Source organism: Streptomyces sp. NBC_00457, assembly GCF_036014015.1.
In the GTDB taxonomy this organism is placed as follows: Bacteria; Actinomycetota; Actinomycetes; order Streptomycetales; family Streptomycetaceae; genus Streptomyces.
In genome coordinates, this window is record NZ_CP107905.1 from 5,903,607 (window position 1) to 5,921,380 (window position 17,774).

Annotated in this window: 20 protein-coding genes; 14 read left to right on the forward strand and 6 right to left on the reverse strand. The window is 69.4% G+C overall.

The annotated features are described in order from the left end of the window. The first annotated feature begins 117 nt into the window (after nt 1-117). The 3 genes from OG828_RS26900 to ygfZ are packed head-to-tail and all read left to right on the forward strand — an operon-like array spanning nt 118 to nt 2,147. Nucleotides 118-693 carry an FABP family protein gene (locus OG828_RS26900; RefSeq protein ID WP_210577744.1) on the forward strand — a complete coding sequence of 192 codons (576 nt, stop codon included), beginning with the start codon at nt 118-120 and terminating at the stop codon, nt 691-693. Between the two features lie 32 nt (nt 694-725). Then, a complete protein-coding gene (locus OG828_RS26905) occupies nt 726-1,163 on the forward strand; it encodes a Fur family transcriptional regulator (RefSeq protein ID WP_210577745.1) in 438 nt (145 codons plus the stop codon). A gap of 18 nt (nt 1,164-1,181) precedes the next feature. Next, a complete protein-coding gene (gene ygfZ, locus OG828_RS26910; RefSeq protein ID WP_328502548.1) occupies nt 1,182-2,147 on the forward strand; it encodes a CAF17-like 4Fe-4S cluster assembly/insertion protein YgfZ in 966 nt (321 codons plus the stop codon). Here ygfZ and dtd read toward each other — a convergent pair. After that, on the reverse strand, nt 2,144-2,569 hold the full coding sequence (gene dtd / locus OG828_RS26915; protein ID WP_328362084.1) for a D-aminoacyl-tRNA deacylase: 426 nt from the start codon (nt 2,567-2,569) through the stop codon (nt 2,144-2,146). The genes ygfZ and dtd overlap by 4 nt on opposite strands. Before the next feature lie 168 nt (nt 2,570-2,737). Here dtd and OG828_RS26920 point away from each other — a divergent pair, with 168 nt between their 5' ends. Together OG828_RS26920 and OG828_RS26925 are read left to right on the forward strand one after the other, a co-directional pair. Then, nucleotides 2,738-3,346 carry an RsiG family protein gene (locus OG828_RS26920; protein WP_328502549.1) on the forward strand — a complete coding sequence of 203 codons (609 nt, stop codon included), beginning with the start codon at nt 2,738-2,740 and terminating at the stop codon, nt 3,344-3,346. 73 nt (nt 3,347-3,419) lie between these two features. Continuing rightward, nucleotides 3,420-4,670, forward strand: coding sequence for a GNAT family N-acetyltransferase (locus tag OG828_RS26925; RefSeq protein ID WP_328502550.1), 1,251 nt, complete (start codon nt 3,420-3,422; stop codon nt 4,668-4,670). 241 nt (nt 4,671-4,911) lie between these two features. Here OG828_RS26925 and OG828_RS26930 read toward each other — a convergent pair whose 3' ends face one another. Then, complete coding sequence (locus OG828_RS26930) at nt 4,912-5,097, reverse strand: hypothetical protein (protein WP_210577751.1); 186 nt, start codon at nt 5,095-5,097, stop codon at nt 4,912-4,914. 221 nt (nt 5,098-5,318) lie between these two features. Between OG828_RS26930 and OG828_RS26935 the strand changes: the two genes are divergently transcribed. After that, entirely contained in the window at nt 5,319-6,227 is a 909-nt protein-coding gene (locus OG828_RS26935) for a winged helix-turn-helix domain-containing protein (RefSeq protein WP_328439952.1), read from the forward strand. Nucleotides 6,228-6,263: 36 nt separating this feature from the next. Here the strand turns inward: OG828_RS26935 and OG828_RS26940 are convergent, their stop codons facing one another. Further along, nucleotides 6,264-6,452, reverse strand: coding sequence for a hypothetical protein (locus OG828_RS26940; protein WP_210577753.1), 189 nt, complete (start codon nt 6,450-6,452; stop codon nt 6,264-6,266). Nucleotides 6,453-6,650: 198 nt separating this feature from the next. On the opposite strand from OG828_RS26940, the gene OG828_RS26945 reads away from it, so the two are divergent. Together OG828_RS26945 and OG828_RS26950 are read left to right on the forward strand one after the other, a co-directional pair. Then, on the forward strand, nt 6,651-7,526 hold the full coding sequence (locus tag OG828_RS26945; RefSeq protein ID WP_328362099.1) for a GntR family transcriptional regulator: 876 nt from the start codon (nt 6,651-6,653) through the stop codon (nt 7,524-7,526). Further along, entirely contained in the window at nt 7,526-8,284 is a 759-nt protein-coding gene (locus OG828_RS26950; protein ID WP_443060187.1) for an HAD family hydrolase, read from the forward strand. Before OG828_RS26945 ends, OG828_RS26950 begins: the two co-directional genes overlap by 1 nt. Here OG828_RS26950 and OG828_RS26955 read toward each other — a convergent pair. Continuing rightward, nucleotides 8,275-8,448 (reverse strand): hypothetical protein, encoded by a 174-nt coding sequence (locus tag OG828_RS26955; protein ID WP_328362105.1) that lies wholly within the window; start codon nt 8,446-8,448, stop codon nt 8,275-8,277. The genes OG828_RS26950 and OG828_RS26955 overlap by 10 nt on opposite strands. 194 nt (nt 8,449-8,642) lie before the next feature. Here OG828_RS26955 and OG828_RS26960 point away from each other — a divergent pair, with 194 nt between their 5' ends. The 4 genes from OG828_RS26960 (at nt 8,643) to OG828_RS26975 (ending at nt 14,744) form a co-directional block, all read left to right on the forward strand. Then, on the forward strand, nt 8,643-9,515 hold the full coding sequence (locus tag OG828_RS26960; RefSeq protein ID WP_328502552.1) for a winged helix-turn-helix domain-containing protein: 873 nt from the start codon (nt 8,643-8,645) through the stop codon (nt 9,513-9,515). Between the two features lie 264 nt (nt 9,516-9,779). Next, entirely contained in the window at nt 9,780-11,978 is a 2,199-nt protein-coding gene (locus tag OG828_RS26965; RefSeq protein WP_443062435.1) for a phosphotransferase family protein, read from the forward strand. A 63-nt stretch (nt 11,979-12,041) separates the two neighbouring features. Then, a complete protein-coding gene (locus OG828_RS26970; RefSeq protein WP_328502553.1) occupies nt 12,042-12,650 on the forward strand; it encodes a TetR family transcriptional regulator in 609 nt (202 codons plus the stop codon). A 57-nt stretch (nt 12,651-12,707) separates the two neighbouring features. Next, nucleotides 12,708-14,744 (forward strand): HelD family protein, encoded by a 2,037-nt coding sequence (locus OG828_RS26975; RefSeq protein WP_328502554.1) that lies wholly within the window; start codon nt 12,708-12,710, stop codon nt 14,742-14,744. Nucleotides 14,745-14,791: 47 nt separating this feature from the next. Here OG828_RS26975 and OG828_RS26980 read toward each other — a convergent pair whose 3' ends face one another. Then, nucleotides 14,792-15,637, reverse strand: a complete 846-nt coding sequence (locus OG828_RS26980; protein WP_328439959.1) for a nitroreductase/quinone reductase family protein — start codon at nt 15,635-15,637, stop codon at nt 14,792-14,794. Between the two features lie 228 nt (nt 15,638-15,865). Between OG828_RS26980 and OG828_RS26985 the strand changes: the two genes are divergently transcribed. After that, on the forward strand, nt 15,866-16,366 hold the full coding sequence (locus tag OG828_RS26985; protein ID WP_328439960.1) for an HAD domain-containing protein: 501 nt from the start codon (nt 15,866-15,868) through the stop codon (nt 16,364-16,366). On the opposite strand, the gene OG828_RS26990 is transcribed toward OG828_RS26985, so the two are convergent. Then, on the reverse strand, nt 16,335-17,228 hold the full coding sequence (locus OG828_RS26990) for an NAD(P)-dependent oxidoreductase (protein ID WP_328502555.1): 894 nt from the start codon (nt 17,226-17,228) through the stop codon (nt 16,335-16,337). The two genes, OG828_RS26985 and OG828_RS26990, sit on opposite strands and share 32 nt — an antisense overlap. 49 nt (nt 17,229-17,277) lie before the next feature. Between OG828_RS26990 and OG828_RS26995 the strand changes: the two genes are divergently transcribed. Continuing rightward, nucleotides 17,278-17,616 carry a winged helix-turn-helix transcriptional regulator gene (locus OG828_RS26995; protein ID WP_328362127.1) on the forward strand — a complete coding sequence of 113 codons (339 nt, stop codon included), beginning with the start codon at nt 17,278-17,280 and terminating at the stop codon, nt 17,614-17,616. Nucleotides 17,617-17,774: the final 158 nt, after the last annotated feature.

Here is a 17,774-nt window from a genome sequence, read left to right on the forward strand (position 1 = left end):
TCTTCTTCGAAGCCCTGCTGGCCCTTGTCTGCGTCGGCGTCCTCGCCTTCGCCGGGCTGACCGTGAAGAAGCTGTACCAGGGCCAGCGCTGACCCCCACCGAGGAATTGCCCCGCTCATGATCGAGATCCCGTCCGACCTCCACAAGGACCTGGTCCCCCTTGCCTTCCTGCTCGGCGACTGGGCCGGCGCAGGCGTGCACGACTTCCCGGGCGCCGAGAAGTGCAACTTCGGCCAGGAGGTCTCCTTCAGCCATGACGGCCGGGACTTCCTGGAGTACCGGTCCCACACCTGGGTGCTGGACAACGACGGGAACAAGGTCCGTCCGCTGGAGTCCGAGACCGGCTACTGGCGCATCGACGCCGACCGCAAGGTCGAGGTCACGATGGTCCGCGACGACGGCGTCGTCGAGATCTGGTACGGCGACCTGGCCGAGAAGAAGCCCCAGATCGACCTCGTGACGGACGCGGTGGCACGGACCGGCGCCTCCCGCCCGTACACCGGCGGCAAGCGCCTCTACGGCTATGTGAAGAGCGACCTCATGTGGGTCGGCGAGAAGCAGACCCCCGAGGTCGAGCTGCGCCCCTACATGTCGGCGCACCTGAAGAAGGTCGTCACCCCCGAGGACGTCGAACGCTGGGCCAAGGCCCTCCCGGACGACATGCCTGACGACGGGATCGCCTTCTTCAAGTAGGGCTTCTCCGAAGTGGCTCTAGACTCGACGGTGTGGTGAGCACCGACTGGAAGAGCGATCTGAGGCAGCGCGGCTACCGGCTGACCCCGCAGCGGCAACTCGTGCTCGAAGCCGTGGACACCCTTGAGCACGCGACCCCCGACGACATCCTCGTGGAAGTGAGGAAGACGGCGTCGGGGGTCAACATTTCGACGGTGTACCGGACCTTGGAGCTGCTCGAGGAGCTCGGGCTGGTCAGCCACGCCCACCTGGGGCACGGGGCGCCCACGTACCACCTCGCCGACCGGCACCACCACATCCACCTCGTCTGCCGCGACTGCACGAACGTCATCGAGGCCGATGTCTCCGTCGCCGCCGAGTTCACCGCCAAGCTGCGCGAGACGTTCGGCTTCGACACGGACATGAAGCACTTCGCGATCTTCGGCCGGTGCCGCGACTGCACGCTCAAGAATTCAACTACCAATTCGTAGGGTCGTAGGCTGGGTCCTATGAAGAGCCCTCTGCTGACTCTGCCCGGCGCCGTCCCCGCCGAGGGCGTGGACGAAGGCGTCGCCGCCCACTACGGCGATCTGTTCCGCGAGCAGCGCGCCCTCGCCGACGGCCAAGGCTTCGTCGACCTCTCGCACCGCGGTGTCGTCACCGTCACTGGCGACGACCGGCTGAGCTGGCTGCACCTGCTGCTCACCCAGCACGTCACCGACCTGCCCGCGGGCGAGGCGACCGAAGCGCTGATCCTGTCGGCGCACGGCCATATCGAGCACGCGCTGTACCTGGTCGACGACGGATCGACGACCTGGGCCCACGTCGAGCCCGGCACCCAGGAGGCGCTGATCGCGTACCTGGAGTCGATGAAGTTCTTCTACCGGGTCGAAGTCGCCGACCGCACGGGCGAGTTCGCTGTCGTCCATGTGCCCGCCGGTTCGATCGCCGAGGTGCCGGACGGCGTCGTCGTACGCGAGACGGCGTACGGCCGTGATCTCTTCCTCCCCCGCGCGGACCTGGAGTCGTACGCCGAGAAGGCCGGCCCGGCGGCCGGGATCCTGGCGTACGAGGCCCTCCGCGTCGAGCACCACCGCCCCCGCCTCGGCTTCGAGACCGACCACCGCACCATCCCGCACGAGCTGGGCTGGATCGGCACGGCCGTCCACCTCCAGAAGGGCTGCTACCGCGGCCAGGAGACGGTCGCCCGTGTGCACAACCTGGGCAAGCCCCCGCGCCGTATGGTCTTCCTCCACCTGGACGGCAGCGAGGTGCACCTGCCGCCGCACGGCACGGAGATCCGGCTCGCGGACGACGGGCCCGACGGGCGCAAGATCGGTTTCGTGACCACGTCCGTACGCCATCACGAGCTGGGGCCGGTCGCGCTGGCGCTGGTGAAGCGGAACGTGCCGGTGGATGCGCGGCTCATGGCGGATACGACGGCCGCGGCGCAGGAAGCGGTCGTAGAGCCCTAGATTTCGAGCAGGACCGTGAACGGGCCGTCGTTCGTCAGATTCACCCGCATCCGCGCACCGAAACGGCCCGTCTGCACCGTCGCGCCCAGGGCGCGCAGCTGGGCGACGACCTCGTCGACGAGGGGCTCGGCGATGTCGCCGGGGGCGGCGGCGTTCCAGGTGGGGCGGCGGCCCTTGCGGGCGTCGCCGTACAGCGTGAACTGGCTGATGACGAGGAGCGGGGCGTCGATGTCGCTGCACGACTTCTCGTCCTGCAGCATGCGGATCGACCAGAGCTTGCGGGCGAGTTGGGCGGCCTTCTCCTTGGTGTCCTCGTGGGTGACGCCGACCAGGACGCACAGTCCCTCGCCGATGATCTCCCCGACCGTCTCGCCGTCCACGACGACGCTCGCGCCGTCGACCCTCTGCACCACTGCACGCATGCACCCATGATGCCCTGCGGTCACGAGTGGCCCGCGGGCGGCCGCATGCTCCTGCGTATCGCTCCTTAATCCCCCCATCTGGGGCTGATCGGGGGCACTCGTTCACATACTGGCCACTTGGGGTGGCACGATGCTTCCACACGCCGGTCGAGGGGACGGTTGAGGCAGATGAGCACACCGAGTACGGGGCAGCCGCCGACGGTCAGCGCGGCGGACGTCGCGCGTCTGCGGCCGCCCACGCAGCGCACCGACAGTCCGAGCCCGGGCCTGTGGCCGCAGCTGGCCACCGAGCCGGCCGAGCCCGAGCTGGCCGCGCTGAGCCTGCCGGAGCTGCGCACACTGCGCCGCGACGCCCAGCGGGACGAGGCGGACCTGAGTTATGTACGGCGGCTGCTGCAGGGCCGCATCGACATCCTGCGGGCGGAACTGGCACGGCGCGGCCCGGCGGGGCAGGCGTCCGTCGTCGACCGGCTCCCGGAGATCCTCACCGACGCTCCGGCCCGCCACCGCTCCTCCGCCCGCCATGTGACGCTGGGGACGCCGTACAGCGAGGAGTACCGGCAGCTGGCCGCCGAGATGCTCGCCGAGGTCGAACTCTCCGACCTCGGCGCCCGCACCGACCTCGAACTCAACACGGCCATGGGCCGCCTCGTCCGCTACGAGCAGCAGGTCTCGCACCGCCGGCAGCGCCTCCAGCGCACCGCCGACGACTGCAGCGGCGAGATCGCCCGCCGGTACCGGGAGGGCGAGGCGCAGGTGGACGACCTGCTGACGTGACGCGGGGGTGCGGGCAAAGGGGCGCGGGTAAAACCCCGCGACACCCTCACCGTCGTATGCCTACCGTGATCCCATGACCCGCCGCGCCGACATCGACGTCCGTCCGATCACCGAAGCCGAGTTCCCGGACTGGCTGCGCGCGGTGAACACCGGGTTCCTGCGGCGGCCTACGCCGCCGGAGGAGGAGGTCGAGGTCCGTCGCCGTCGGTTCGAAGCCGGGCGTTTTCTCGGGGGCTTCGACGGGGGCCGGTGTGTCGCCACGTTCCGGTCGTTCGCGCAGGAGCTGACGGCGGTCGGTGGTACGCCGGTCCCGGCCGATGCCATCTCGGCCGTCACCGTCACCGCCACTCACCGGCGCCGGGGTCTGCTGACCCGGATGATGGCCCGGGATCTCGCCGCGGCGAAGGAGCGGGGCGATGTGGTGGCGACCCTGATCGCCGCCGAGTATCCGATCTACGGGCGGTACGGCTTCGGGCCCGCCACCTGGATGAGCGAGTGGACGGTCGATGTGGCGCGGGCCGGCCTGGACCCGCGGTGGGCGGGGCCGGAGGACGGCGGGCGTATCGACCTCGTCGACGGCGACGAGGTCCGCAAGCTGGGCCCCGAGCTGCATGAGCGGCTGCGGCGGAGTCAGCCCGGTGCCGTCAGCCGCGACGACCTGTGGTGGCAGCTCAACACCGGCGCCGTACGCTTCGACGAGTCGTGGACCGAGCCCCACTTCGCCGTGTACCGGTCGGCGGCCGGCGAGGTCGAGGGGCTGGTGTCGTACCGGTCGGACGACAACTGGCACGACAAGCAGCCGCACAACACGGCCCAGGTGGACTGGCTGATCACCACCACCCCGGGGGCCGAACGGGCCCTGTGGCGCTACCTCTGCTCCATCGACTGGATCACGACGGTGAAGAGCGGCTGGCGGGCCCCGGACGATCTGCTTCCGTTCCTGCTCCCCGATCCGCGTGCCGCCCGGATCGCCGGGCAGTCGGACTGGCTGTGGGTGCGGATCCTCGATGTCGTACGGGCCCTGGAGGCGCGGACGTACCAGGGGGAGGGGTCGCTCGTCGTCGACGTACGGGATGCGGGCGGGTTCAGCGGCGGGCGGTACCGTCTCGATGCCTCGCCGGACGGGGCCGGCTGTGCGCCCACCACCGCCTCCGCCGAACTCGCGCTCGATGTCGGCGAGTTGGCGGCCCTGTGGCTGGGGGACGAGTCCGCCGTGCGGCTTGCCGCGCTGGGACGGGTCCAGGAAGAACGAGCGGGCGCCGCCAAGATGGCCGACGCCCTGCTGCGTACGTCCAGGCGGCCTTGGTGCCCGGACATGTTCTGAGGTCTCCTTCCTGCCGACGACGACTGACCGTTCATCCGTAGCTGTGCTCTTCAGTTGTTGGGTGCTCCTCTGCTGTGGAGCTCTTCAGTTGTGGCTGTGCTGGTGTGTGCAGCTGTCGCTGCTGTTCAGTTGTCGGTGTTCAGTTGTGGCTGTGCGTTTGGTGCGGACTGTCCGGGCTCCCGGCTCCCCTCCGGAAGGGAGCCCGGTCAGTCGATCCTGGACGGGGCGGCCTGCGTGGTGCTCAGCCGTGCTGGGCGAGCAGCATCACGAGGATGACCGCGCCGATACCGCCGAAGACGGTGTTCCTGGCCTTGATCCCTACGGCCAGTGCGACGAAGCCGATGATTCCCATCGGGCCGTACTTCCACTCGATGAGCTGCTCGAAGGCGACGGCGAGAGCGGCGAGGACGATGGCGGCGAGCGGCATGTCGGTCCCTCCTTCGGGACGGGTGGCCCTGGGACGGTGAGGCGGAACCCTGCTGAGGACCGTCCACCTGGTCGAAGGATCCGACGCTGGTGGCCAACCCCTTGAAGTCTTGACCATGTTGCTCAAGTTGGTGACCAACTCCACTGTACTTATCTCCGCTTGGAAGCGTCTCATAACCACCTTTCTTTGAACTGACGTAAGATGGCGAGAAGTTGTACTGTTTGGTCGTGGACCCGAAACACGCCGCCGTCAATGGACGGGCGAGGTCACAGGCGCCACCCAAGTCACATCAACAGGTGGCCGACGAGCTGCGCGCCCGCATCAGGTCGGGTGAGCTGCAGCCGGGCCAACGCATGCCGACGCAGGCCAGGTTGGCCGACGAGTTCGGCGTCGAGCGAGGGGCCGTACGGCAGGCGCTGCGCATCCTGCAGTCGGAGCACCTGCTCACCAACGTCTCCAAGGGCAGCCCGGCCACCGTCGCACCCGACCTGAGCAGGGTGCTGGTCGGCCCGGGTGCCCCGCCCCTGCCCACGATGGTGGCGCTGGCCCCCCGCATCGCGGACGCGTTCGCCGGCACGCATGTCGAGATCGACGCGCTCTGCCTCACCTCGATCAACCTCACCCTCGCCATCGGCGAGCCACTGCGCCAGATCCACACCGGGCAGCTGAAACCGGCCAAGGTCGACGTCCGGGTCCTGCTGCCCAGCCGCGACATCGATCTCGCCTTCCCGGCGCCCGTGGATCCCACCGACGACGACTACGTGCACCGCCGCTGGCTCTCCCAGCGCAACGCCCAGGGCCAGGTCCTCCAGCACAACCTGCTGGCCCTGCGCTCCTCGCACGGCATCGACGTCGACGTCTCGTTCCGCGCCCTGCCCTTCACCCCGCCCGTGAAGCTGTACCTGCTCAACAACACGGAGGCGCTCTTCGCGTACTACACGCTCACGCGACGCGAGCAGGAGATCGAGCACGAGCACCTGGAGATGTACGACGCCGAGGGCTCCCAGTCCATGCTGTTCGCCTTCGAGCAGGGCGGCGGCTTACGTGACACCACGTTCGTGGAGCAGTCCCAGCTGTGGTTCAACGCACTGTGGGAGACGATCAGTTCGGAGCTGGTGCTCACGAGCTGACGTCTCCCACAGGATGGTCCGCGGTGTGGTCCGACCTCATAGAGCGGGCCCCGAGACCAGCACGGCGAGCATGACGGCGCCGATGGAGCTGAGCGCCGGGCTCTTGGCCTTGATACCGATGGTGAGCAGCAGCAGTCCGAGGATGCCGGTGGCGCCGTACTTCCACTGGACCATCTGTTCGAAGCCGACGACGAACACTGCGGAGATGAGGGCGAGGGCAGGCACGGTGTTTCCCCCTTCGGGCTTCCTGGGCGGCGGGACGAGCGGTGGGGGGTGCGTGGGTGGCGTCCCCGGGATGGGGAGGCAAAACTTCCGCCAACTTGGTTAAGTTGGCGACCATCTCTGACTATGTTGTCCCCAGTTGGTACCTACTCATAAACAACTCGCAGACAACTCCCCCTAGATGGATCGCAGTTGTAGCGTTTGGTCGTGACCCAGGAGAACGTGGCAGTGAACGTGAACGGCAACAGAATGTCGCCCCAGGAGATCGCCGACGCCCTGCGGGAGCGGATCCGCGCCGGAGAACTCAAGGCGGGCGACCGCCTGCCCACCCAGGCCGACCTCGCCGAGGAGTTCGGCGTGGAGCGCGGCACCGTGCGCCAGGCCCTCCGGGCGCTCCAGGACGACGGTCTCCTGAGCAACGTCAGCAAGGGCAGCCCGCCCCGTGTCGCCGAGCCGGCCCCGGTGCTGGGCGAGCCCCAGCCGACGATGGTCGGGTTGGCACCACGTCTGGCGGACGCGTTCTCGCAGCCGCACGTGCGCATCGACGCGGCATGTCTGACCGCCGAGACCCTGATGCTGGCCCTGAGCTCGCCGCTGCACCGGATCCATGAGGGGAGGGTGCGCCCAAAGTCGATCGACGTGCGCATCCTGCTGCCCTCCCGGGACATCACGCTCGCGTTCCCGGCGCCGGTCGACGGCGACGACGAGTCGGTGCACGACCGCTGGCTGTCGATGCGCAACGCCCAGGGCCACGTCCTGCGGCACAACCTGCTGGCCCTGCGCTCCACGCACGGCATCGACGTGCACGTCACCTTCCGCGCGCTGCCCTTCACCCCGCCGGTGAAGCTGTACCTGCTCAACGAGGCCGAGGCGCTGATCGCGTACTACATGATCACGCGCCGCGAGGAGCCCACGGACTCCGGCACCCTCGACATGTACGACACCCTGGGCACCGAATCCCTCCTCTTCTCCTTCGTCCGGCGGGCCGGTCAGCGCGACGCCGCATTCGTGGAGGAATCCCAGAAGTGGTTCGACGCCCTCTGGGAAACCATCACCACGGACCTGACACTTCCCTAGTGACTTCTGATACGACGCAGACCGATCCGGTGGCAGCAGAGAACGAGACCGACGCGGAGCAGCTGGAAGAGCTCCGGGAGCTGATCAAACCTGCCCGGGTCGTGCTCTGGGACTTCGACGGCCCCGTCTGCCGGCTGTTCGCCGGGCACTCGGCGGAACGCGTGGCGGTGGAACTGGTGGACTGGCTGGAGGGCCGTGGACTGCACGGCCTGGTCACGGAGGCCGAGCGCGAGTCGCTGGACCCGCATGTCGTCCTGCGCGCCGTGGACCTTCGGCACCCCGGCAGCGACCTGGTCGCCGAGCTGGAGGAACGTCTCACCTTGGAGGAACTGCGGGCCGTGTCCTCGGCGATGCCCACCATGTACGCCGACGTGCTGATCCGCACGTGGACGGCGATGGGCACCCGCCTGGCCATCGCCACGAACAACTCCCCGCGCGTGGTCAGCACGTACCTCCAAGGCCGTGACCTGGCCTCCTGTTTCGCCCCCCACATCTACGGCCGCACCCGGGACCTCCACCGCCTCAAGCCGGACCCGGACTGCCTCAACCGCGCCCTCACGGTGATGGGCGCGGCCCCGTCCGCCGCCCTGATGATCGGCGACACCCCCTCGGACTACCTCGCCGCCCGCAGCGCCGGCGTCCCGTTCCTCGGCTACGCGCGTAACAACCGCAAGGCGAAGCTGCTACGGGAGGCCGGAGCCACGTCGATCGTGCAGTCGCTGTTTCCGGTGCTGCATGCGGTGCGGGATCAGGCCTGAGAGTCAGGCCTGGTCATCAGCACCACGAACACGGCCGCGGCCCCGACGGCCAGTCCGAAGCGCCGCGCCCGGATCCCCACGCCGACGAGGAACAGGAGCAGCACGCCGACGATGCCGAGCTGCGCCTGTGCCCGCTGCCCGAGGTACAACTCCAAGAGCCCCATGACCACATGGAACGACATTGTGCCCCCCACCTCCCTTCCACTTCCAGGTTGGCGCCAACTAGCCATCCAATTGGACTGGTTGACTTGAAGGTGGTCTGCCCGGTCCGATTGATCCCTTAACCAACGGGCTAATGTGGCCGCCAAGTTGACCGGACCATGGTTTGTCGGCGGACCGGGAGTGGTACGGTCCAGATGTGGACGCACAGCAGACCGGTGACGGTGGCGGCAAGGAGTTCCAGAAGGTCTCCGACGAGCTCCGCAGCCGGATAACGGACGGGACCTACCCCCTTGGGTCCTTCCTGCCGTCACAGCGCGATCTCGCCGAGGAATTCGGTGTCTCCCGGGACACCGTGCAGCGGGCGCTGCGCGAACTCGCGGGGGAGCGATGGATCGACCCGCGACAGGGCAGTGGCACGCGCGTGATCAACACACAGCGCATCCAGTCGACGGCCGCCAAGGCGACCCGGTCGCGACACGGTGCGACGCTGGGCCCCTTCATCAGCGAGGCGTTCGAACGGCCCGAAGTCACCCTGGACGTCTACACGTTGACCTCAGAGTCCCTCGATGCGCACATTCGCCTTCAGGCGGAGCGGATCCGGGCCGGCTTCATCCGTCCCGAACGCATCGCCCTGCGCATGCTTCTGCCGTCCACGACCCTGCAACTGCCCTATCCGAAGGCCTTGGACGTCGACGAGGACACGCCGCGGCTGCAGGCCCGCCTGCGCGCCATCACGGAGCGGCACACGGACTCGCTGCGCAACGTCCTGAGGGAACTGCACGCCGAGCAGCTGGTGCCGTCCGTCGATGTGCAGATACGGCATGCGCCGCTGACACCGACGTTCAAGCTCTATCTGCTCAATGGAGTGGAGGCGCTGCACGGCCTGTACGGGATCACCCGGCGTCCGGTGGTGATCGGCGACGAAGAAATCGACGCCCTCGACGTCCTCGGTCTCGGAGCCACGCTGACCCACCACGTGAAGGACACGGACCAGAACTCGCCGGGATCCGTGTTCGTGGAAAGCATGGAGTCCTGGTTCGAGTCGGTCTGGACGCTGCTGTCCGAGTGACCGTCAGCTCTCGAAGCACGCTCGAGAGGGGCGCGAGATCGGCTCCCGCCAAGTGCTGTTAGCATGCCCGCACCGACTGAGCAAACGCTCGCCTTCTTACGTATCAAGAGGCAGAACCAGCCAGCTCCGAACGGGCTCGTGCAGGTCTCGTGCAGATGGGTGGATTGCGCCCGTCATGGCCGTACAGGGGTCATTCTGTGGTGCGCGATGCCACCACCGTGCTTACCGTTTGCCATACGTTCCCTCTCGTACCCGGAGCAGCCCGTGGCCGCACCGCCTCGTCCCCGTCCTTTTCTCGGGGAGCGTGCCACGCCCGACGCTGCGTACGGGCAGCTCGTGGAGCACGCCGCGCAGTTAGGGCAGGCCATCAGCGGGCACCACAACAAGAACTACGTGCTGCCACTCCCTGAAACCATGGCGCGGCTGCTGCGTCGTGACACCGGTACGTCCGTGACTGTGCGGATCCGGCGTGCCGAGGTGCTGCCCGTGGTGATCAGGACCTGGGAGAACGAGGCAGCGGTCCTCAATGCCATCCAAGGGGTTCTGCCGCACGTTCCGGAGTGCCTCGTCAAACGGGACGGCTTCGCGATCCACAGCTATGTGGACGGTGTTCCACTCTCCAGCGTCTGCGGCAATGGCAAGCCCGTCGACACACTGCTCATCAAGGCACTGGCCGGCCTCCTCGCCCAGATGACCCAGGTGCGGCGCACTGACCTGCCGCCGCTGCCGAAAGCCTGGCCCACCAACCATCTGGACAGCCAGGGCTTTCTGCAGACCCTGGCGCACCTCGCGGACCAGCAGATCAGACGGCCCAACTGGGCTGAGTTCGGTGGACTGTTCGCGGCGCTCGGAGTCCCTGAGGACGCCATGGTCCGCCTGGCCGAGCGGGTCCCCGCGATGGCGCGGCGACCGTACAGCCTGCTCCACGCGGACCTCCACCGGGACAACCTGATCCTTCCGTATGCTTCCGCCGCCGAAAAACCGCCCCTCATCTGCGTCGACTGGGAGCTGGCGACCTACGGCGATCCGCTGCACGACCTCGCGACGCATCTAGTGCGCATGCGGTACCCGTCCCATCAGCGGACCGAGGTGGTCGACGCCTGGGCGGAGGCGATGCAGGAGACCCGCCCCGCCGCGGTCAACGGCCTGGCCCGGGATCTGCGCAACTACCTCGCCTTCGAGCTGGCCCAGTCGGTCTACCCGGACGTGATGCGCGCCGCGCGGTCGCTGGAGGAATCCTTCACTCAGAACAGCCTGGACGAGGCGACGCTGGAGGTGCACCGGGCCCTCGAGGCGGCGGCCGTACCGCTCCGGCTCGGCAAGGTGCCGAGCAAGGAGGAGATCGAAGGCGCCCTCTTCCGGTGGCTGGCGTCGCGGAACCAGCGCGTCGGTGGGGGCCGGGACCTGATCGCCCAGGCCTTCACCTGGGAGCCGGACCGACGACTTCCCGAGCACCCCGAATTCCCGGATTCCGCCGTGACGGATGCCCTGATGGCGGAAGGGGCCGCTCCGGCGGGCCAGGTGTTCAAGGGGACCGCGCATCTGAACACGGTGGTCCGGGTGCCGGACATCGAGTTTCCCGTCGTCGTACGGCGCAGGCTGCGGGGCGTCTGCCGCCGGGAACGCAGCTTTCTCAGCGAGCACTCCGTGCTGCGGGCCATCGAGGAATCGCCCGCGCAGGTGGCGGCGCCGAGGGCGCTCGCGCTCGGTCGGGGCTATCCCGGTGACCCTTTCATCATTCACACGTATGTCGGGCCCCATGACATCGGGCGGCCCCCCAGCCACCCCGTGCACGGCCTGCTGCCCCATGAGGCCGACGGGCTCGTCCGCCAGCTTGTCGCGCTGACGGAGGTCGACTACAAACGGGTCGACCCCGCGGCCGGCGAAGGCGGGTTCCACCGCTGGCTGACCGATCAACTCCTCTTCCTTGTCAGTGAGTTGCCGAAGGAATCCCAGCAACTGGCCCGGCAGCTGGGGCTGCCCGACGCGGATGGTCTGCGGCAGAATCTGTCCCGTCACGAGGTGACCGACCGGAAGCCGGCCCTGCTGCACGGCGACCTCAACCCCTGGAACCTGGTCCGCCGCGACGACCGCCTGGCGCTGACCATCATCGACTGGGAGATGGCGGTGGTCGGGGATCCGCTCTACGACCTCGTCCGGCACATGCACCTCACCCCGACGAGGCCGGAGATCCGCGACCGGATGTTCCGGCTGTGGGAGCGCCTGTTGCCCCCGGAGTACACGTGTGACTGGCGCAAGGACTGGCGTGTGTACCGGTGGATCGAGATCGTGCGGTCCGCGTACATCGACCTCGACCGGCTGGTCACCGGAGCGAGCCTGGATGCTCCCAACGTACGCCGTGCCGTGGATTCCTACGCCATGACACTGGCTGCCGCCAAGGGCTTGCTGGGCCTGCCCGACCGCCGGACGGCGAACCCCTATCTCGCCCGCGCCCTGGTCTAGGAGGCGCCCCGGCAGGGCGTCGCGCCCTGAGGTCACCGCCGCCGCGATGCGTAGGCTCACCCCATGAGCGAGATCGGCCTGCGTGAGCGCAAGAAGCGGCGGATGTATCAGTCCGTGTCGGACATCGCCATCCGACTGTTCCTGGAGAAGGGCTTCGATGCCGTCTCCGTGGCGGAGATCGCCGCCGCGGCCGAGATCTCCAAGCCGACGCTGTTCCGGTACTTCCCGGCGAAGGAGGACCTCGTCCTGTACCGGATCGCCGATCACGAGGACGAGGCCGCGCGGGTTGTCGGTCAGGGCGAGCAGGCGCCCCTTGCCGCGCTGCGGCGGCACTTTCTGGAGGGGCTGGAGCGGGGTGATCCCATCACCGGGATGAACGACCATCCCCAGGTGGTGGCGTTCCATGCGCTGCTGTACGGGACTCCGGCCCTGGTCGCGGGGATGTACGGCCATCTGGAGCGGGCGGAGGCCGCGCTGGCCGAGGCGCTCGGCGGTGACCTGGACGCTCGGCTGGCCGCGGGGCAGATCGTGGCCGTGCGGCGGATCCTCGCGCAGGAGAACTGGCGGCGGATCAGGGGAGGGGAGCCGGTGGAGGAGGTGCGGCGGGATGCCGTCGCGGCCGCCGAGCGGGCGTTCGCGCAGTTGGAAGACGCGTTTCCGTATCTCGCCTGAGTTCGATACCTAGTAAGAAATGTTACTCGGTTGCGTTATTCCGGTCCGCTTCCTGGAATGACGTCACCCGACCCAGCCCTCCAGGACTCCCTCCACCGCGAACGCGCCCACCACGACCGCTGCCGTACCGCCCTCGCCGCCATGGTCGACGGCGCCCAGGACCATGTCGTCACCGGCGAGGACGTCTCCGCCTCCGGTGCCGACGCCGAAGTGCTCGGGTACCGGCTGCGCAGCCGGGCCAAGGAGATGCGGGAACTGCCTGAAGGACCCCTGTTCTTCGGTCGGTTGGATTTCCGGACCGACAGTGAGCACGGCGGGCAGCACTATCACATCGGGCGGTTGCGGATCACCGAGCACCCCGCCGTCCCGCCCCTCGTCGTCGACTGGCGCGCGCCCGTCTCGCGTGCCTTCTACCAGGCCAGTGGCCGTGATCCACAGGGCGTGCTGGTCCGGCGGCGGTTCGGCTGGGCGCCGGGCAGCCGCGGTGACTCCGCCGACCTGACCGGGCTGGAGGACGAGCACCTCGGGCGCGGCGAGGAGCGCGTCAGCGGCATCGTCACCCGCGAGATAGAGCGCCCCCGCGTCGGGCCCATGCGGGACATCGCGGCGACCATCCAGCCCGAGCAGGACGACCTCGTACGAGGTGATCTCGCCCGGTCGGTGTGCGTGCAGGGCGCTCCGGGGACAGGAAAGACCGCCGTCGGCCTCCATCGCGCCGCCTATCTCCTCTACACCCACCCGCAGCGCATCCGGCGCGGCGGGCTGCTCATCCTCGGACCCAACCGCACCTTCCTCTCCTACATCTCCGAAGTGCTGCCGGCCCTCGGCGAGACCGGCGTACGGCAGTCCACGCTCGTCGAGGAGATCGCCCGGCATCCGGTGAGCGGCAGGGACGAGCCGGCCGCCGCCCTCCTCAAGCACGACGCCCGGATGGCCGATGTCCTGCGGCGGGCGCTGTACGCGCGCGTGTCGGTCGAGAGCGCCGACTCCCTTGCCGTTCCGGACGGTTCGTACCGGTGGCGGGTGTCCGGCGATGAGCTCCAGCGGATCGTCGCGGGCGTGCGGGCCGAGCAGCCGCCGTACGTCATCGGACGGGAGCGGGTGCGGACGCGGATCGTGGAGCGTATTCGGGCGCAGGCGGAGCGGCGTGCGGGGGCGGTGCCGGGCGCCTGGGTGCGGAAGATCGAGCGGGCGCGGGCGATCGGCGAGTGCCTGGACGCCGTATGGCCGCGGGTGCGGCCCGAGGAGGTCGTCGCCGAACTCCTCACCGACGCCGATGCGTTGGCCGGGGCCGCCGACGGGGTGCTCGACACCCACGAGCAGAAGGCACTGCTGTGGGCGCGACCGCCGCGTTCCTGGAAGAGCGCACGCTGGTCGGCCGCCGATCTCGTCCTGCTCGACGAGGTCGCCGGGCTCATGGAGCATCCCGAGGGGTACGGCCATCTCGTCGTCGACGAGGCGCAGGACCTCTCCCCGATGGAGTGCCGGGCCATCGCCCGCCGGGCGTCCTTCGGGTCGCTGACCGTGCTCGGGGATCTCGCGCAGGGGACCACGCCGTGGGCCGCGCGGTCCTGGCCCGCGCTCCTCGCACACCTCGGAAAACCGGACGCCGCCGTGGTGCCGCTCACCACCGGGTTCCGGATGCCGCAGGCCGTCGTAGACCTGGCGAACCGGCTCCTGGCACGGCTGGATGTGGACCTGCCGCCCGCCCGATCGCTGCGTGGCGACGGGGAGTTGAGCTTTCGGGAGGCGGCGTCCGGTGATCGTCCGGGGGCAGTCGTGGACGCGGTACGGAGCGCGCTCGACCACGAAGGGTCCATCGGAGTCGTCGCCGCCGATGTGGACGTGGACCGGGTGCGGTCGGCGCTCGGTGCGGCCGGGATCGAGGATGCCCGGGTTTCCGTCGTACCCGCGAGCCTCGTCAAGGGGCTGGAGTACGACCACGTCGTCGCCGTCGAGCCCGCGACGATAGCGGAGGCGGAGGAGCGGGGCCTGCACCGGCTGTACGTCGTCCTGACCCGGGCGGTGTCGCGCCTGGAGGTGGTACACGAGCGCCGGTTGCCCTTCGAGGCCGGTCGGCAGTGCGCCCCGTAAGGGGCGCGGGGAACTGCGCGACCAGCCCCCACCGGCCCGCGCGCGCATCACGGCGTTTCCAGCGGAGCGCTCAGCAGCGGGATCAACTCCTCTTCCTCGTACGTCAGATGCTCCTCCAGCTCCGTCGCCAGCCGCTCCACCTCCGCGTGAGCGGACCCCGCGTCCGACCCGGCGGACACGGCGGCGCGCAGTTCCTCCACCAGCTCGGCGATCCGCTCGTGCTCCTCCCGCAGCCGGGCCAGGACAGGGGCGGCCTCGGGGTGCCGGTCGGCGAGGACCGGGAACATGCCCATGTCCTCGGCGGTGTGGTGGTAGTGCAGGCCGTGGCAGAAGGTGAGGCAGTTGACGCGGAGCTGGGCGCCGAGGGCGGCGCCGTCGGCCATCTCCTTGCGGATCAGGGCGAGTTCACGGCGGAAGCCGTCGTGGATGACCTTGATCGCCTCGCCGAGGGAGCCCGCCCTGATGTTCGGCGGGCCGTCCTGCTCGATCTCGTAAAGGGCGACCACCGGTATCACGCGGCCCGCCTTCTCCTGGTACGCCGCCCAGCCCGGCTCCGCCTCGACGGCCCGCGCGAAGGCCTGGTCGCGTTCCTCGCCCGCCAGGACGACGGCCCGCGCGGGATACGTGAACGCGCCGCTCTCGACGGTGACTTGGGGGTTGGCGCGGAGGTTGTGGTACCAGGCGGGGTGCCGGGAGGAGCCGCCGGCCGAGGCGATGACCAGGACGCGTTCGGCGCCGTCGGGGAGGTAGCCGAGGGGGGTGGTGTGCGGGGCGCCGGTGCGGGCGCCGGTGGTGGTCAGCAGCAGGAGGCGGGCGCCTTCGAAGTAGCCGCCGACCGCGCCGTGGTTGGCGCGGAACTCGTCGATGATCTGCTGGTTGAAGTCATTGGGCATGCGTCGGTGTTCTCACTTCTTTCTCGATCGCTGATGTCCCATGCGGATCGCATGGGCGGGAGATACGGCGAAGAAAAAGAAGCGGCGGGCCTCTCGCCCGCGCCGGCCTCACTCAGAGGCCGGGCACCCAACTCGCTCACGGCACAAGGCCGACCCGGCAGTCATGGACGGGACGTTAACCGGGGGAGAGGATGCGCGGCAAGCGCATTTGTCCGATCCTGTTGAACGATGCTCCTTTTCCTCGATGTGGACGGGACGCTGATCCCGTTCGGGGCGACCTGGCCCTACCCGGAGTACGAGGCACGGTTCGCGCTGCCGGAGGGCGCCGGCCATCCGCTGCTGCCCCGCGTCGATCCCGGGCTCGGGGCCCGGCTCACCGCGCTGGACTGCGAGTTGGTGTGGGCCACGACCTGGATGGACGACGCCAACGAGTGCCTGGCGCCCTGGCTCGGCCTGCCCCCGCTGCCGCTGGTCGACTGGCCGGGCGGTGGCGAGGGCAAGCCGCGCGGCCTGCACTGGAAGACCCGGCCGCTGGTCGCGTGGGCGGACGGGCGGCCCTTCGTCTGGGTCGACGACGAGATCACCGACGTGGACCGGGAGTGGGTGGCCGCCCATCACCCCGTACGGGCGCTGCTGCATCGTGTGGATCACCGGTACGGGCTGACCGACGCGGACTTCCGGGTGCTGCGGCGGTGGGTCAGCGGGCGGTGCGGCCCAGAAGCTCGGTGACGCGCATGAAGCTGTCCGTGCCGTGCCCTTCGGCGATGACGCGGCGGGCCAGGCCCTCGGTGACGCGCATCAGGCTCGCGTCGATGCCGTGCCCCTCGGCGGTGTGGACGATGTGCGCCATGGTGGAGGCGGCGGAGGTGATGGGGTTGATCTCGCCGGAGTAGGTGCCGTTGTCGACGTCGGCGGCGAACTCGGTGAACAGGGGCCCCTGGATCGCGCCGATGCCCTGCGCGAAGGGCGCCAGCTCACGGGCGGTGATCCCCTCGGCGCGGGCCACCGCGAGGGCGTGCGCGTAGCCCGCCATCGCCGTCCAGAAGATGTCGAGCAGGGCGATGTCGTAGGCGGCGGCGCGGCCGATGTCCTCGCCGAGGTGGGTGTGGGTGCCGCCCAGGGCGGAGAGGGTGGGCTGGTGCTCGTCGTAGAGCTCCTTCGGGCCGCTGAGGATGAAGACGCCCTCGGGCGTTCCGATGTCCGGCGTGGCGGTCATGATCGCGCCGTCCAGGTACCGGATGCCGTGCGCGGCGGCCCACTCCGCCGTGTCCCGGGCGCGGGCCGGCGTGTCGGCGGTGAGATTCACGACGGTACGGCCCTTGAGGGCGGCGGCGACGGCGTCCTCGCGGAGGATCGTGTCGGAGGCGTCGTAGTTCACCACGCAGACCACGGTGAGCGGGCTCGCGGCCACCGCCTCTTCCGCCGACCCGGCCGCCGACGCCCCGCGCTCGACCAGCTCCCGTTCCCTGCCCGGGGTGCGATTCCATACGGTGGTCCGCAGACCGGCGTCGACGAAGGCACCGGCCAGGGCCCGGCCCATCGGACCCAGACCGAGGACGGTGACGGCGGACTGGTCGTCGTATGTAGACATGCTTCAACTCCCGTAAAATGTGCGGTAATTGATGACAAAGGGGGCGAGGATGACGCGCAGCCGTGCTCAGGACACGAATGTGTGCGGAGTGACCGCCGCGATCGCGGTGATCGACGGCAAGTGGAAGCCGACCCTGCTGTGGCTGCTGGAATCAGGCCCGCAGCGGCCCGGCGAACTGCGGCGCCGGCTGCCCGGGCTCACCGAGAAGGTGCTGACCCAGGCGCTGCGCGAGATGGAGGCGGACGGTCTGGTGCACCGGGAGGTGCACGACGTACTCCCGCTGAAGACGGTCTACTCCCTGACGGACTTCGGCCGTGAACTCTCCGAACTCCTCGCTCCCCTCTCCGACTGGGGCCACCGCCGCCTGGACCGGCTCCGCGCCTCCTGACCTCGCGACTTCAGCCTCGCCCGAGGGCCGCGCGCTGCCAAGTACCCACTTTTTTGTGGGTACTCCGGGACAGGGTGGGAGGGGCCTCTCCGGTACGCCGACGCTAGTACGCGGGGTTACTCCCGCTGTCGGACGACCTCGCCGTCCCCGCCCGGCAC

What these genes read in the sequence shown, in the direction of transcription:
- OG828_RS26900 (WP_210577744.1), top strand. Translation starts at nt 118, where the DNA reads ATGATCGAGATCCCGTCCGACCTCCACAAGGACCTGGTCCCCCTTGCC.
- ygfZ (WP_328502548.1), top strand. Translation starts at nt 1,182, where the DNA reads ATGAAGAGCCCTCTGCTGACTCTGCCCGGCGCCGTCCCCGCCGAGGGC.
- dtd (WP_328362084.1), bottom strand. Translation starts at nt 2,569, where the DNA reads ATGCGTGCAGTGGTGCAGAGGGTCGACGGCGCGAGCGTCGTCGTGGAC.
- OG828_RS26920 (WP_328502549.1), top strand. Translation starts at nt 2,738, where the DNA reads ATGAGCACACCGAGTACGGGGCAGCCGCCGACGGTCAGCGCGGCGGAC.
- OG828_RS26925 (WP_328502550.1), top strand. Translation starts at nt 3,420, where the DNA reads ATGACCCGCCGCGCCGACATCGACGTCCGTCCGATCACCGAAGCCGAG.
- OG828_RS26930 (WP_210577751.1), bottom strand. Translation starts at nt 5,097, where the DNA reads ATGCCGCTCGCCGCCATCGTCCTCGCCGCTCTCGCCGTCGCCTTCGAG.
- OG828_RS26955 (WP_328362105.1), bottom strand. Translation starts at nt 8,448, where the DNA reads ATGGGGCTCTTGGAGTTGTACCTCGGGCAGCGGGCACAGGCGCAGCTC.
- OG828_RS26970 (WP_328502553.1), top strand. Translation starts at nt 12,042, where the DNA reads ATGAGCGAGATCGGCCTGCGTGAGCGCAAGAAGCGGCGGATGTATCAG.
- OG828_RS26975 (WP_328502554.1), top strand. Translation starts at nt 12,708, where the DNA reads ATGACGTCACCCGACCCAGCCCTCCAGGACTCCCTCCACCGCGAACGC.
- OG828_RS26980 (WP_328439959.1), bottom strand. Translation starts at nt 15,637, where the DNA reads ATGCCCAATGACTTCAACCAGCAGATCATCGACGAGTTCCGCGCCAAC.
- OG828_RS26985 (WP_328439960.1), top strand. Translation starts at nt 15,866, where the DNA reads ATGCTCCTTTTCCTCGATGTGGACGGGACGCTGATCCCGTTCGGGGCG.
- OG828_RS26990 (WP_328502555.1), bottom strand. Translation starts at nt 17,228, where the DNA reads ATGTCTACATACGACGACCAGTCCGCCGTCACCGTCCTCGGTCTGGGT.
- OG828_RS26995 (WP_328362127.1), top strand. Translation starts at nt 17,278, where the DNA reads ATGACGCGCAGCCGTGCTCAGGACACGAATGTGTGCGGAGTGACCGCC.